This window comes from Collinsella sp., from assembly GCF_052346665.1.
In the GTDB taxonomy this organism is placed as follows: Bacteria; Actinomycetota; Coriobacteriia; order Coriobacteriales; family Coriobacteriaceae; genus Collinsella.
In genome coordinates this window covers 23426-37617 of record NZ_DAWDUX010000010.1, presented here as the reverse complement: position 1 = coordinate 37617, position 14192 = coordinate 23426, and the positions used below count along the sequence as shown (strand labels likewise).

At 63.3% G+C, this 14192-nt stretch carries 13 protein-coding genes; all 13 read left to right on the top strand.

Annotated features, from left to right (window positions below; all coding sequences use genetic code 11):
• The first annotated feature begins 435 nt into the window (after positions 1–435).
• The gene (locus ACT8II_RS03015) at positions 436–2028 is read left to right on the top strand and encodes an alpha-glucoside-specific PTS transporter subunit IIBC (RefSeq protein ID WP_330006618.1); all 1593 of its coding nucleotides are present in this window, start codon (positions 436–438) and stop codon (positions 2026–2028) included.
• Between the two features lie 175 nt (positions 2029–2203).
• Positions 2204–3547, top strand: a complete 1344-nt coding sequence (locus ACT8II_RS03010; protein ID WP_294160290.1) for a 6-phospho-alpha-glucosidase — start codon at positions 2204–2206, stop codon at positions 3545–3547.
• Between the two features lie 159 nt (positions 3548–3706).
• Complete coding sequence (locus ACT8II_RS03005) at positions 3707–4369, top strand: hypothetical protein (protein WP_443812976.1); 663 nt, start codon at positions 3707–3709, stop codon at positions 4367–4369.
• Positions 4370–4510: 141 nt separating this feature from the next.
• A complete protein-coding gene (locus tag ACT8II_RS03000; protein ID WP_443812975.1) occupies positions 4511–5776 on the top strand; it encodes a 4Fe-4S dicluster domain-containing protein in 1266 nt (421 codons plus the stop codon).
• A gap of 433 nt (positions 5777–6209) precedes the next feature.
• On the top strand, positions 6210–7289 hold the full coding sequence (gene ychF / locus ACT8II_RS02995) for a redox-regulated ATPase YchF (RefSeq protein ID WP_118654350.1): 1080 nt from the start codon (positions 6210–6212) through the stop codon (positions 7287–7289).
• Between the two features lie 12 nt (positions 7290–7301).
• On the top strand, positions 7302–7679 hold the full coding sequence (locus tag ACT8II_RS02990) for a DUF1648 domain-containing protein (RefSeq protein ID WP_412107996.1): 378 nt from the start codon (positions 7302–7304) through the stop codon (positions 7677–7679).
• 179 nt (positions 7680–7858) lie between these two features.
• Positions 7859–9220, top strand: a complete 1362-nt coding sequence (gene rsxC, locus ACT8II_RS02985) for an electron transport complex subunit RsxC (protein WP_443812974.1) — start codon at positions 7859–7861, stop codon at positions 9218–9220.
• A 3-nt stretch (positions 9221–9223) separates the two neighbouring features.
• A complete protein-coding gene (locus ACT8II_RS02980) occupies positions 9224–10156 on the top strand; it encodes an RnfABCDGE type electron transport complex subunit D (protein WP_304291402.1) in 933 nt (310 codons plus the stop codon).
• Complete coding sequence (locus ACT8II_RS02975; RefSeq protein ID WP_443812973.1) at positions 10143–10736, top strand: FMN-binding protein; 594 nt, start codon at positions 10143–10145, stop codon at positions 10734–10736. Before ACT8II_RS02980 ends, ACT8II_RS02975 begins: the two co-directional genes overlap by 14 nt.
• Positions 10736–11395 (top strand): Rnf-Nqr domain containing protein, encoded by a 660-nt coding sequence (locus ACT8II_RS02970; protein ID WP_304291399.1) that lies wholly within the window; start codon positions 10736–10738, stop codon positions 11393–11395. The genes ACT8II_RS02975 and ACT8II_RS02970 overlap by 1 nt, the downstream gene beginning before the upstream one ends.
• Positions 11395–11991: an Rnf-Nqr domain containing protein gene (locus ACT8II_RS02965; RefSeq protein ID WP_304291397.1), complete on the top strand. Its 597-nt coding sequence runs from the start codon at positions 11395–11397 to the stop codon at positions 11989–11991. Before ACT8II_RS02970 ends, ACT8II_RS02965 begins: the two co-directional genes overlap by 1 nt.
• Before the next feature lie 12 nt (positions 11992–12003).
• Positions 12004–12231 (top strand): hypothetical protein, encoded by a 228-nt coding sequence (locus ACT8II_RS02960; protein WP_304291395.1) that lies wholly within the window; start codon positions 12004–12006, stop codon positions 12229–12231.
• A gap of 1179 nt (positions 12232–13410) precedes the next feature.
• On the top strand, positions 13411–14192 hold a 782-nt coding region (locus ACT8II_RS02955), incomplete at its 3' end, for a DNA ligase LigA-related protein (protein ID WP_443812982.1).

The following is a 14192-nucleotide window of genomic DNA, read 5'->3' as shown; positions in this document are numbered from 1 at the left end:
CGCGAGCAGCTGTACCTGCCCGTAAGCTCGTTTTCGGAGGGCAAAAACGCGCCATACGCAATATCTCCGCATTCGATGCGGCCTTTGAGATCTTGATAGATGTCTTGGTAGACCGATTTAGGCATGATGACCCCACGTCCGTGCGAGCTTACCTTGTTTGAGCTTGTACGAACATGATACTGCAACAGGGCGCGCTGGTGTACGATCGCGCATGCCGTCGACCATCAGCATGGAAACACGTTCACCGGTAAAAACCGACCGTTCAGGGAAGGTCCCTTCTCAATAATTGACTTGTACGAACAAGTAAGCAAGTATGATGCCACACAACTTGTACGAACAAGCAATCCCGTAAAGGCGCCAAGGGATGTTCGCGCAGGTGGCACGTAGCGCCCCGCAAAGGACGGGACGCACGAGAGGGGAAAGGAACTTCCTGCCATGATGCAGAAGATTCAGAAGTTCGGAGGTGCGATGTTCACCCCGGTCATGCTGTTCGCGTTCGCGGGCGTCGTGATCGGATTTGGCACGCTCTTCACGACCGAGGTCATCTTTGGGCCTCTCGCCGCATCCGACACCATGTGGTACGGCGTCTGGAATGTCATCCTTCAGGGTGGCTGGACCGTCTTCAACCAGCTGCCGTTGCTATTCGCCGTGTCGCTTCCCATTGGCCTCGCCAATAAGCAGAATGCTCGTTGCTGCATGGAGGCCCTCGTGGGCTACCTCACCTTCCAGTACTTCGTGAGCACGCTGCTCTCGCAGTGGGGTGGCTTCTTTGGCGTGGACTTCGCGGCCGAGGTGGGTGGAACGTCCGGACTTGCCATGATCGCCTCGATCAAGACGCTCGACATGGGCATGATCGGCGCTCTCGCTGTCTCCGGCATCGTGATTGCCATCCACAACAAGTTCTACGAGGTCGAACTGCCCGAATGGCTGGGCGTCTTTGCCGGTTCCACCTTCGTCTACATCGTCACGTTCTTCGTGATGCTCCCGGTTGCCTTCCTTGCCTGCCTCGGCTGGCCCCATGTCCAGGACGGCATCCGTGCCTTCCAGGGCTTCGTGGCAACCACCGGCACCTTGGGTGTGGGCGTGTTCGCCTTCCTTGAGCGCGCTCTCATTCCGTTCGGTCTGCATCACCTCATGTACAGCCCGTTCTATTATGACAATGCCGTGGTCGACGGCGGCATCTACACCGCCTTCGCCACCGCACTGCCCCAGATCGCCGCATCCACCGATTCGCTCAAGGAGCTCGCTCCCTACGCCGCCTTCACCTGTTCCAGCTGGTCGAAGATCTTCGGTTGCCCGGGCATCGCGCTTGCCTTCTACGCCACCGCCAAGCCCGAGAAGAAGAAGGAGCTGCTCTCCCTGCTCATCCCCATTACCCTCACCGCGATCTTCTGCGGCGTGACCGAGCCCATCGAGTTCACCTTCCTGTTCATCGCCCCGCCGCTGTTCCTGGTCCACTGCATCATCACGGCGTTCCTCGCCATGGCTATCAACATGGTCGGCTGCGTGGGCGTGTTCGCTGGTGGCCTCATCGAGATCAGCTCGCTGAACTTCATTCCGCTCATGGCCAATCACTGGCAGCAGTACCTCATGACGCTCGCCATCGGCCTCGTCTTTACCCTCATCTGGTTTGTGGTCTTCCGCTTCCTCATCCTCAAGTTCGACTTCAAGACCCCTGGTCGCGAGGATGATGCCGAGGAGGTTAAGTTCCGCAGCAAGGCCGAGTACCGCGCCGCCAAGAATGGCGAGCTCGCCGATGCCGTAGGCGTCGAGATCGACGAGTCCGACCCCTACGCGGTCATGGCTGCGGCCGTCCTCGAGCTGCTCGGCGGTGCGGACAACATCGTCGACGTGACCAACTGCGTGACCCGTCTGCGCGTCAACGTGAAGGACGAGACCCTCGTGGCCGACGATCCCGACTTCAAGTCCATTGGTACGAGCGGCATCGCCAAGAACGGCAAGGGCATGCAGGTCATCATCGGCCTCAAGGTGCCCAAGGTCCGCGATCGCTTCGAAGCTCTTCTCTAAGGGGTGGGCAGACGCCGGGCAGTGACGCCTTACGTCTCCCAAAACACGCCGACCATCACGGGGCCGCCCGTCCCAGCACAACCGGGCACGCCATTTTGGTACCAACCGGGCGTCGCACGTGGCCGCGGCGGCGCCCCCACAACAGGTAGGCGGCCGGATCCAGGAGGGATCAACCATGGCAAAGTCCAGCTACGCAGTAACCATCGCCGGCGGCGGCTCCACCTTCACCCCCGGCATCGCGCTGATGCTCCTCAAGGAGCACGATCGCTTCCCCGTGGACAAGGTCATCTTCTACGACAACAACGCCGAGCGCCAGGAGATCGTGGCCAAGGCCTGCGAGATCTACTTCAAGGAGAATGCGCCTGAGCTCGACTTCTCCTACACCACCGACCCAGTGGAGGCATTCACCGGCATCGACTTCGTCCTCGCCCACATCCGTGTGGGCCTGTACGCCATGCGTGAGCTCGACGAGAAGATCCCGCTGAAGTACGGATGCGTGGGCCAGGAGACCTGCGGCGCCGGCGGCATCGCCTACGGCATGCGTTCCATCGGCGGCGTCATCGAGATCCTCGACTACATGGAGAAGTACTCTCCCAACGCCTGGATGCTCAATTACTCCAACCCGGCCGCAATCGTGGCCGAGGCCTGCCGCGTGCTGCGCCCGAACTCCAAGATCATCAACATCTGCGACATGCCCATCGACCTCATGGACAAGATGGCCGTCATGTGCGGTCTTGAGGATCACCGCGACCTGCAGTACAGCTACTACGGCCTGAACCACTACGGCTGGTTCACCAAGATCTTTGACAAGCAGGGCAACGACCTCATGCCCGAAATCAAGAAGCACATGGCCAAGAACGGTTACCTCGACGGCATCAGCCACGAGGAGGGCCAGGAGCAGCATATCGACGAATCCTGGATCCACACCTTCGGCAAGGCCAAGGACGTCTATGCGCTCGACCCGGAGACCATCCCGAACACCTACCTCAAGTACTATACCTTCCCGGACTATGTGGTTGAGACCTCCAACCCCGAGTACACCCGCGCCAACGAGGTCATGGACGGCCGCGAGAAGAAGGTCTTCGGCGCCTGCCGCAAGGTGATCGAGACCGGTACCGCCAAGGGTGCGGGCTTCGAGGCCGATGCGCACGCCACCTACATCGTCGACCTGGCCTGCGCCTTGGCCGAGAACACGGGTGAGCGCTTCTTGCTCATCGTCCCCAACGACGGTGCCGTGTCAAACTTCGACGAGACCGCCATGGTCGAGGTCCCCTGCATCGTGGGCTCCAACGGCTACGAGAAGATCTGCCAGGGCAAGGTCCCGCGGTGGCAGAAGGGCATGCTCGAGCAGCAGGTCTCCGTCGAGAAGCTCGTCGTCCAGGCCTGGGTCGAGGGCTCCTACCAGAAGCTGTGGCAGGCGCTGACGCTCTCCGCCACCATCCCGTCCGCCAAGGTCGCCAAGCAGATCTTGGACGAGCTCATCGAGGCCAACAAGGGCTTCTGGCCCGAGCTCAAGTAGTCGACTTCCCCAAGCACCGCACCTCGCCCCTCAATCGTCGGGCGCCGCTCGCAAGGCGTGCGCCCTCCTCTTTCAGGGCGATCTGCGGCACTTGGGAAAGCCTTAAAAACCCTTGAGGTGGCATGGTTGCGTGTTGGCAGGCGAAAGGATGTATTGGGCATGGCGAAGAAGACGAGGGCGCAGGCTGCGGCGGCTGGTACGAAGGCCGATGTTCGGCGCGAGGGGCGCTCGGGCGTGCAGGGCCAAGTAGCTCGCAACGGAGAGACGGCGGGCGCACGCAAAGCCAATGCCCCCGGCGATCGTCAATCTTGGTGGCTACCGGCACTTGACGAGGAGAACTTGTCTGGCCGTGAGCAGCTCACGAAGCGCATCTTCACGGCGGTCGAGGTCGTGCTGTGCCTTGTGCTGGTGGGGTCGGTCGCGGTGTTGTCCATGACGGGCGGTGGGCTTTCGGCCGAGGGCCTGCAAGCGACGTTCGCCGAGAACCCCGCCGCATCGATCACGCTCATCGCCGCGTGCCTGCAGCCGTTCGTGGCGTATTTGCTGCGGTTCGTCTACCGTCATTACGCGCAGGGGGACACGGGCTATGCCGTGTCGAATCTCATCGCGCTTCTGTGCGCCGAGATGTTCCTGCAAAACATCGTGGGGATCGCTGGTATGGCCGTGCTGCTCTGGCGCACCTGGAGGCGCGGCTCCGAGGGCCTTGGCGTCTGGCGTGCACACCGCGGCATCGGCGGGATGCTCGTCGATATCTCCGGTGCCCTCGTGGTGCTGGCGCTCGCCGGTATCTGCTTCTTCGCGAGCACGCGCCTTGGCGTGTAGCGGACGGCAGGCACCTTGGGCGCGCCTCTGCATTTGGAACTCTCGCGAAGTGAGTCGGCGCTGAGTACAATATGGTGCTGTGAACGCGCCCGTCTGGATGGCGGGCGCGTTTTTCGGCAAATCGAGCGCAAGGGGATACGCATGGCTCAGCAGCGCGACATGTTCGACGACATTATCGATATCAGCAAGGGCATCGATGCGCTCAAAAACCCGTTCGGCGGCATTACCGACGCGCTGATCGGCACGGTGGACGATTCCAAGCCGCATTGGAACCCGGCGGATTACAAGGAACGTCCGCGTGTGAACTGCATTCCATGCCTGGCCTGCAAGTCCGACAAGAGCGGCTGCCGCGCGTGCATCGACGTGTGCCCCGTTAACGCCATCGAGATCGAGGACGGCGCCATCGACGTGCTCGACAGCTGCCGCAAGTGCGGCCTGTGCGTGGCATCGTGTCCCACGGAGGCGTTCGTGAGCCCGCGCCTGCAGCCCAAGAAGGTTTACGACGCCGTGGCTCGCGCGGCGACCGCTCACGAGACGGCCTACGTCACCTGTACGCGTGCCCTCAAGCGCGTCCCGCGCGAGAACGAAGTCGTGCTTGCCTGCGTGGGCGATGTCACGCGCGAGACGTGGTTCTCCATCCTCACCGATTTTCCCAACGTGAGCGTGTACCTGCCGCTCGACATCTGCACGGCCTGTCGAAACGCCGCGGGCGAGGAGATGCTCGGCGAGGCCATCGCGACTGCCGAGGAGTGGGCCGGTCGTGGCATGGGTCTCGAGGTCGAGCCGAAGGACCTTGTGTGCAACAAACGCCGCGAGTACGAGCGCAAGGAGTTCGTCGACAACATCGTGCGCCAGACGGGTCTGACGGTGTCCAAGCTCACGCCGGCGACCGCTGCCGTGGCAACCGTGACGCAGCGCATCCGCGAGCATTCGAGCCGCGTGAGCGCGCTGGAGAAGACTCTCAACACCGCCTGCGGGACGACGTCGCAAAAGCGCCGCCGCGTCCTCACCCAGGGTCGCCAGCTCATGCTTTCCACACTTCAGCAGCACCCGGAGCTCGCGGAGAACGTGCGGGTGCAGATACCCGAGTGCGACCATGACAAATGCACCATGTGCGGGGATTGCGTCGCGGCGTGCCCCGTGTTCGCATGCGATCTGCTCGCAAGTGGCAAGCTCGCCATTGAATCCACGTATTGCATCGGCTGCGGCCTGTGCGCCGAGGTGTGCGGCGACCACGCCCTCACGATGGTCGAGCGCGATGGCGCCGAGCTCGTGGTTCCCGATCCCGAGGCCGAGCGCAAGGCGAAGCTCGCTGCGGAGGCCAAGGCCGAGTATGCCGAGGCTAAGGCCCAGGTCAAGAAGACCGTGGACAAGGTCCTCGACAGCGTGGAGAAGTTCGCGGAGTAAGGGACGCGGAAATAATTCGTACGACCCCGCGCTTCTGGCTCGATCTTGAGACAACATATCAGCTGAAGATGCTCGAGAGCCGGGAAATGCCCGAAGTGCGAGCGCTTGCCTGATGTGATTACCCTACATATGGTCAAATAACGCCAAATGTAGGGTAATACTCGATTAAAACTCGCGAGAGTTAACTTTCGCGGAGCTTTCACGGGGATGCATCCGCAAAAATGCCGCGAGAGTTAACTCTCGACAAGGAGTAGGCAGATTTGCAGCAAGATTGCAGGGAGGGATTGCGGTAGAGGGATTGCGGCGGAGGGATTGCGGGGCCGCGCGGCGCGAGGGGCTTGACCCCCGCGTCTCTTTGCTATGTCAACGGGCTATAATGACAAGGTTTACGTGTTAACGGCGCCATATGCGCCGCGTTGAGTAAAGGAATCCCATGGCACTCTCCATCGGAATCGTCGGCTTGCCCAACGTGGGCAAGTCCACGCTGTTCACCGCCCTTACCAAGAAGGGCGGCCTGGCCGCCAATTATCCGTTTGCTACGATCGATCCCAACGTGGGCATCGTCGATGTCCCGGACGACCGCCTACAGGCGCTCGCCGACATCGTGCATCCTGGCCGCATCGTTCCCGCGACGGTCGAGTTTGTCGACATCGCCGGCCTGGTCAAGGGTGCCGCCTCCGAGGGCGCGGGCCTGGGCAACCAGTTCCTGGCGAACATCCGCGAGTGCGATGCCATCTGCCAGGTGGTTCGCTATTTCAAGGACCCGGACGTCATGCGCGAGGCCAACCACACGGGCGATTTCGTCGACCCCGCGAGCGATGCTGAGACCATCATGACCGAGCTCATCCTGGCCGACATGCAGTCGCTCGAGAAGCAGCTTCCCAAGCTCGAGAAGGAGGCCAAGCGCGACGCCGAGCTCAAGCCTAAGCTCGAGATCGCCAAGCGCCAGCTCGAGTGGCTCAACGAGGGCAACCGCGCCGCCACGCTCGAGATGACCGACGAGGAGCGCGCTGCCGCCAAGGGCCTCTTCCTGCTCACCATGAAGCCCATGCTCTATGTGGCCAACGTCGACGAGGACATGCTGGGCGAGGAGCTCGACCCCATCGACGGCGTCGTGCCCATCCCAATCTGCGCCAAAGTGGAGGCCGAGCTTTCCGAGCTCGACCCCGAGGAGGCTCAGATGTTCCTGGCCGACCTTGGGCTTGAGCGCTCGGGTTTGGAGACCCTCGCCCAGGCGGCATACAAGCTCCTCGGCCTGCAGAGCTTCTTTACCGCGGGCGAGATGGAGGTCAAGGCCTGGACCGTGCGCCAGGGCGCCACGGCTCCTCAGGCCGCGGGCGTGATCCACACCGATTTCGAGCGCGGATTCATCAAGGCCGAGACGATCGCGTACGACGATTACGTTGAGCTCGGCGGCGAGAAGGGCGCCAAGGAGGCGGGACGTCTGCGCATGGAGGGTAAGGACTACGTCATGCAGGACGGCGACGTCGTTCACTTCCGCTTCAACGTGTAAGGAGGGACTGTAATGTTCTCGTTTGGCAAGAAAAATGGCACAAGGGCCATGGTGGCCATCATGCTTTCGTTCATCCCGCTGATCGCGGTGCTGATGGTTTTCCCGCAGCTCGGCGACCAGGTTCCCATGAAGGTCAGCTCCGCGGGCGAGGTTCTGCGCTGGGGCTCCAAGTGGGAGCTCATGCTCATTCCGGCTTTTGGCTTCCTGCTTTCGGGTGCCACGATCGCCACGGGCATCAAGAACGCCAAGGGCTATCGCGATGATAAGGCCCTCGCCGTCATCACCTTCCAGCGTGCGGTCCGCAACGCGACGGTCCAGGGAATCGTCTTCATCGTCGCCACGGGCATTATCCTGTACGGCGTCTATACCGGCTCGGGGATTGGCATCTAATCCGATCGCGTGGAGAGCTTTGTCGTCCATTGTGGACGCTAAAACGCTTCAAGCTGCATAAAACTGCTCATTGATACCCCATATCGGGTGGAAACCCGTTACAATTTTTACCTAGGTATGCGCCGCGGCCGTGCTTTGCGCGGCCGCGCATTGTTGGGGGAGATATGGAAGGGAAGCCAATGTTCTCTCTGCACAAGACGAGGGGTGGCGTGCATCCGCCCCAGTGCAAGGATATGCGGGATTTTGCCTGCACGTCCATCACGTCGCCCGAGCGAGTGCTCATTCCGCTGAATATGCACATCGGCGCGCCGGCGAGTCCGGTGGTGAGCGAGGGCGACCATGTATATGTCGGCACGCTGATCGGCCAGGTCGAGGGCTTGGGCTCCCCGATCCACGCGAGCATTTCCGGCACGGTCGCCAAGGTGGCGACCGAGCAGCTGCCCACGGGCGCCACCGCACCCGTGGTGGAGATCGTCTCCGACGGCAAGATGGAGGCCGACCCCGCGCTCAAGGCGCCCGAGTACACCACCAAGGAGGAGTTTATCTCCTGCGTGCGCGATTCCGGCATGGTGGGCCTGGGCGGTGCCTCGTTCCCCACGTGGTTCAAGATGCGCGCTCCCGAGGGCAAGAGCTTCGAGTTTCTCGTGGTCAACGGCATGGAGTGCGAGCCCTACATCACGAGCGACTACCGCCAGATGATGGAGCACACCGAGCGCGTCGTCGACGGCGTGTTCCGCACCATCGAGGCGCTCGAGATTCCCGCCGCCGTCATCGGCGTCGAGGATAACAAGCCCGAGGCCATCCTCGAGCTCCAGCGCGTGGTCAAGGAGAAGGGTCGCGAGGACCGTATCGAGGTCATGTCGATCCCCACCAAGTACCCCGCCGGTGGCGAGAAGGTGCTCATCAAGGCCACGACCGGGCGCGACGTCCCCGCCGGCGGCCTGCCCATCGATGTGGGCTGTCTCGTGGTCAACGTCACCACCATCTCGCGCGTCGAGCAGTACTTTCGCTACGGCATGCCCCTCACCTGCAAGACCGTCACGGTCACGGGCGACTGCATCGCCAAGCCGGGCAACTATCGCATCCCCATCGGCATGAGCGTCCGCGACGTCATAGAGGCCACAGGCGGCATGGTCAAGGAGCCCAGGAAGATCATCATGGGCGGGCCGATGATGGGTCGCACCATCACCGACATCGACTGCCCGATCATCAAGGCGAACAACGCCATTGTCGTCCTGCACGAGGCCGCCGTCCTGCCGGACGAGACCGCCTGCATCCGCTGTGGCCGCTGCGTGCGCGCCTGCCCGCTGTCGCTGTCGCCCTTTGCGCTCGATGGCGCCTCCCGCAGCCATGATGTGGTCGCGCTCGACGAGCTCGCCGTCATGAACTGCATGGAGTGCGGCTCCTGCGCGTACGTGTGCCCGGCGCACCGTCGCATCACCGCGGCAATCCGCGAGGGCAAGGCCGTCTACCGCGGTGAGGTTGCGCGCCTGACCGCCCCGGCCAAGCCCGCCGCCCCGTCCGAGAAGAAGGAGGCGTAAACCATGAACCTCATCAACGAGGCCTCGCCTCACTTCCACGGGAAGGGCTCCACGCAGTGGATCATGGGCATGGTGTGCCTGTCGCTTGTACCCACGCTCGTGGCGTCTGTGTTCCTCTACGGCCTCGGCGCTCCGCTGCTCGTACTGGTCTGCGTCGCCACTGCGCTCGTGACCGAGCACGTGTGCTGCAAGCTCATGCACCGTGAGAGCACTGCGGGCGACCTGTCCTGCGTGGTCACCGCCATGCTGTTCGCCTTCACCCTGCCTGCCGACTGCGGTTATTTCCCGGCCATCCTGGGCACCGTGTTCGCCGTTGCCGTGGTCAAGATGCTGTTCGGCGGCATAGGCTGCAACTTCGCCAACCCGGCTGTCGCCGGCCGCGTGTTCATCATGCTCGCCATGCCCATCGCCCTGGGTGCCTACCCCGACATCATGGGCCGACCGCTCGACGCCATCACTGGCGCCACCCCGCTGGCGATGAACGCCGCGGGTGATGCTCCCTACAGCTACATGGACATGATGTTCGGCCTGCACGCCGGCGCGCTCGGCGAGACCTGCATCATCACCCTGCTCGCGGGATATGTGTTCTTGCTCGTCCTGCGCGTCGTTGACGCCTGGGCCACCGTGCCGTTCATCGCCACGGTCGCAGTCATTACGGGCATCGCCGGTCAGGACGCCATCTACCAGGTGCTCTCCGGCGGTCTCGCCCTCGGCGCGTTCTACATGGCGACCGACTACACCACCACGCCCATGACGCCGAAGGGCAAGATCATCTTCGGCATCGGCTGTGGCGTCGTCACCGCGCTCGTGCGCCTGTTCGCCGCCGCCCCCGAGGGCGTGGCGTTCTCCATCCTGTTCATGAACATGTTCACCCCGCTGATCGACCGCTACACGCGTCCTCAGCCCGCTGGAGGTGTGAAGCATGCCCTCGTCTAGTAAATGCCCCCTGGCCCGTCATCGCAACGGTGCCATCTTCTCCGCGTTCGCGGTCCTGCTCGTCGCGCTTGCGTGCACGGGCGTGCTCGCGGGTGCGCACTACGGCCTGACCGACGCCTTCACCGCCTCCGACGCCGCACTCGACGAGGCCAAGGGCGGCGCCCAGCGCAAGGCCCTGTTCCCCGATGCCGGTTCCTTTGAGGCGCAGTCCGCCCCGGCTGTCGAGGGCCTGAACTCCGTCTACCGCGCCGACACTGGCGAGTGGGTCTTCGACGTGACCTCCTCCCAGGGCTACCACGGCGACGTTGAGCTCATGGTGGGCATCAACGCCGACGGCACCGTGGCGGGCCTGCAGGTCGTCGCCGAGAACGAGACCGACGGCATCGGCACCAACGCGCTCACCGAGGAGTACTTCGGCGGTTTCGCTGGTACGGCTGCCTCCGGTGAGCTGACGGTCGAGGAGGCGGGCTCGGGCCAGACCCACGTCGATGCCGTCTCCGGTGCGACCTTCACCTCGCGCGCCGTGGTCGACTGCCTCAATATCGCCTTCGCCGCCTACGCTCAGATGGGAGGCAACTAATGGCCTTGAATGAGAACATCGTGCGCGAGCAGGACGCTCGTATCTCCAAGATGATCCATACGCCCACGTTCCTCGTGGTCGCGGGCGCCCTGCCCGCCCTGTACGCCGCCACCTCGCTGGAGAACGGCGTTGCCATCGGCATCGTGACCGCCGTCGCCATCTTGGTGATGGCCCTCGTCGCCCCGGTGCTGCGTGCCTTCACCGGCGTGTGGTCGCGCTCTGCCGTCATGCTCATGATGAGCGTCACCGTGGTGACGCTGCTCGGGTACGCCGTGCGCGTGATCGATCCCGTCGTGTTCGAGGCGCTCGGCATCTACCTGCCGCTCGTCGCCGTCAACGCGCTCGTGGTCGCTTGGATCGCCGGCGACGGCCTCGTGGTCGCCCCGGCCAAGACGCCGCTCGCCACTGCCGCCTTCGCGGCCGTGTGCGTGTTCGCGACCCTCGCGTTCGTCGGTTTCATCAACGGCATGCTCGCCACCGGCCAGGTCTTCGGCCTCACCATGGGCGAGCTCGCCGCCACGCCGATTGCCGCCTTCGGCAAGCCCACGGGCTCGCTGCTGGTGTTGGCACTTGTGGCAGTGTTCGTGCAGTCCATCGAGCAGGTGTGCGCTAAGAGCGCTGCCGCCGGTGGCGCCGATGCGGAAGGGGGTGAGCGCTAATGGCGTTCCTCAACGCGCTCTTTACCGCCGCTCTCGATAATAACCTCGTGTTCGCGCAGCTCGTCGGCATGGTGTCCGTCGTGCTGGTGGCCGGCCGCCCGCAGGACTCCTGGCGCTTCGGCGGCATGGTCGCGGTGGCGACCGCCGTCGTCGGCGCCCTGGGTTGGCCGCTGTATACGCAGCTCCTGCAGCCTTGGGGCGTGGCCTATCTGGCCCCGCTCGCGTATGTGCTCGTGAGCTGGTCCGCCATCGTCGTCATCGCGACGGTTCTCGGTGCCGGTAAGACCGTGGCGGAGCGCGAGCGTCTGCTCCGCGCGTGCCCGATCATCGCCTGCAACGCCGCCGTGCTGGCCGTTTCGCTCGGCAATGCCGCCGCGGCTGAGACCCTCACCTGGGACGCCGCCCTCGGCAGCTCGTTGGGAGCCGGCCTGGGCGTGCTCCTCGCCGTCGTGCTGTTCGCCTTCGTGCGCGACCGCATCGACGAGCGCCTGGTGCCCGCCGCCCTGCGCGGCCTGCCCATCACGCTCGTGACCGCGTCCCTCATGGCGCTGGCGTTCACTGGAGTCGCCGGTATCGCCGGCGGCCTGTTCGTGTAAGGGGGTTTGACGATGTTCGAATCCGTGTTCTACACCGTGGCGCCCATGCTCGTCCTGGGCTTCGTGGCGGTTCCCGTGGCGCTCGTGCTGTCCGTGTGCGCCGGCGTGTACAAGTACGCCGAGTGGCGCGAGTACAAGGCGGCGCTTGCCGCCGAGGCCGAGGTCGGGGTCGAGGTTGATGCTAAGGCTGAGGCCGGGGCCGAGACTTCCGCAGCCTCACCCGAGGCCGCCGAGGCGTAGGTTCGCCGCCCCGGTGCATGCTGCTTTGGCGCCCCGTTGCCTCGGGGGCACTGGTCGCCCCGGAGCCGCCGTCATCATCATCGGTTGCGTCTCGACAGAAACTCTTTTTTGGAGGATATGAACGATTGGACCGTTCATATCCTCCATTTTTATGGCTATGCGTGGTGATCTTTGGAGGATATGCACGAATGAACCGTACATATCTTCCAAAAATGACAACAGCAAAGGCCGGGGGATGCAGATGCAAAGAGGCCTTGCATCGCAGTTGTCGTATCGGGCGGTCGAGCTGGGTAGAATCTCGGCATCAGCAGGTGGGATGGTGCGCCGTTTCGCGTTGGGCGTGATCTTTGCGCTTGAACTCATGGACGCACGCTGCCGGACGCCGAGAGCCTCAAGCGCCTCTCCGCCGCTTTTGACATCACGATGGATGCGCTTTTGGACGAACGCTCGGAGGAGTATCTGCGCCAAACGGAGCGCGATCGCCGAATCATCTTGCTATCGCTTGTCAGCAGTTTGATATTTATTCTTGTGCTCTTGCGGGCACCGTCGTTGTTGCGCTGCCTCAAACGTTCTTATGTCGGCACCTCTTGCCGCATTGGATGGCCATTATGGTCATTACCTGGGCGGTCATTCTCGTTCTTATCTATGCGCCGCTGTTTGCGATGGGGATGGCGTGAGGGCTTGAGCGCTGTTTCAAGGGATGGCGTTGTGTTAGATGTGCCTTTTGGCTCGGGCGACCCCTTTTTTTGTGTGATGGTGCCCTGTAGCGGCTAGCAAGTTGAGGTTTTTCGTACTGAAATCTGAATATGCCGAGTATGGGCGCCTGTGCGGAGGAGTCTAGCTGTGCGTTTTATGCTCGCGCGACCTTGTCTACTGAGCCGTTTTGAATACGAGTACGAAAAACCTCATCTTGTTATGAATCCGGCTCTTTCCGAGAAGCCTATGCTACTTTGTGAGGTCAATTGTCCTCGTATCTGCAGCCATGGCGGCCGTGTGTTTGTGAGGGGCGACCATGCGAAGGCGCTTGATTCTCGACGCGATGGTACTCTGTAACAGTTGAAATCAATCAAGGAGGCAGACGTGGCTGATCAGCAGAGTTTGTTCGGGGGTATGACGGGACAGGGCGAGACCGGGGTTCCAGCGCACGTCGCTGCGGACGGCGAGGGCACTGGTGCCCAGATGGTCGCCAACGCGTCAGCCGGTGCCGCCGCGGATGCATCCACCGGCTCTCGGTCCCCCCTTGAGGGCGCCGCCCATGCTCAGACGGTCGACCAGGCGGCGGCGCGTGCGGCCGAGCTGCGCCATCTGCTCGATTACCACGCCTATCGGTACTACGCCCTCGACGCTCCCGAGATTACGGACGCGGCGTTCGACAAGCTCCTCATCGAGCTCCAGCAGATCGAGGCAGCCTATCCCGGGCTCGTCACCCCGGATTCCTACACCCAGCGCGTGGGCGGTTACGTGTCTGAGCAGTTCACGCCTGTCACACACATGGCGCGCATGTATTCCATGGACGATGCCATGAACCTCGAGGAGCTCGACGAGTGGCTCGCCCGCACGGAAGATGCGCTTGGCGCCGGGCACGTGGCCTACACCTGCGAGCTCAAGATTGACGGCCTCGGTGTGGCCCTCACCTACCAAAATGGCGCCTTTGTGCGCGCCGCCACGCGCGGCGACGGCACCACGGGCGAGGACGTATCGCTTAACGTTCGCACGATTAAGGACGTGCCCATGCACCTCTCCGAGGCGGCGCTCGCGCACATGGGCGCGGACCGCGCGACCCCCATCGAGGTCCGCGGCGAGGTCTATATGCCCAAGGGCAGCTTTGCCCGCCTGAACGCCGAGGCCGACGCCGAGGGCCGCGAGCCCTTCGCCAACCCCCGCAACGCCGCTGCGGGCAGTCTGCGTCAGAAGGACCCCAAGGTCACGGCAACGCGCAACCTCGCTACCTTCATCTATGC

What these genes read in the sequence shown, in the direction of transcription:
- ACT8II_RS03015 (WP_330006618.1), top strand. Translation starts at nt 436, where the DNA reads ATGATGCAGAAGATTCAGAAGTTCGGAGGTGCGATGTTCACCCCGGTC.
- ACT8II_RS03010 (WP_294160290.1), top strand. Translation starts at nt 2,204, where the DNA reads ATGGCAAAGTCCAGCTACGCAGTAACCATCGCCGGCGGCGGCTCCACC.
- ACT8II_RS03005 (WP_443812976.1), top strand. Translation starts at nt 3,707, where the DNA reads ATGGCGAAGAAGACGAGGGCGCAGGCTGCGGCGGCTGGTACGAAGGCC.
- ACT8II_RS03000 (WP_443812975.1), top strand. Translation starts at nt 4,511, where the DNA reads ATGGCTCAGCAGCGCGACATGTTCGACGACATTATCGATATCAGCAAG.
- ychF (WP_118654350.1), top strand. Translation starts at nt 6,210, where the DNA reads ATGGCACTCTCCATCGGAATCGTCGGCTTGCCCAACGTGGGCAAGTCC.
- ACT8II_RS02990 (WP_412107996.1), top strand. Translation starts at nt 7,302, where the DNA reads ATGTTCTCGTTTGGCAAGAAAAATGGCACAAGGGCCATGGTGGCCATC.
- rsxC (WP_443812974.1), top strand. Translation starts at nt 7,859, where the DNA reads ATGTTCTCTCTGCACAAGACGAGGGGTGGCGTGCATCCGCCCCAGTGC.
- ACT8II_RS02980 (WP_304291402.1), top strand. Translation starts at nt 9,224, where the DNA reads ATGAACCTCATCAACGAGGCCTCGCCTCACTTCCACGGGAAGGGCTCC.
- ACT8II_RS02975 (WP_443812973.1), top strand. Translation starts at nt 10,143, where the DNA reads ATGCCCTCGTCTAGTAAATGCCCCCTGGCCCGTCATCGCAACGGTGCC.
- ACT8II_RS02970 (WP_304291399.1), top strand. Translation starts at nt 10,736, where the DNA reads ATGGCCTTGAATGAGAACATCGTGCGCGAGCAGGACGCTCGTATCTCC.
- ACT8II_RS02965 (WP_304291397.1), top strand. Translation starts at nt 11,395, where the DNA reads ATGGCGTTCCTCAACGCGCTCTTTACCGCCGCTCTCGATAATAACCTC.
- ACT8II_RS02960 (WP_304291395.1), top strand. Translation starts at nt 12,004, where the DNA reads ATGTTCGAATCCGTGTTCTACACCGTGGCGCCCATGCTCGTCCTGGGC.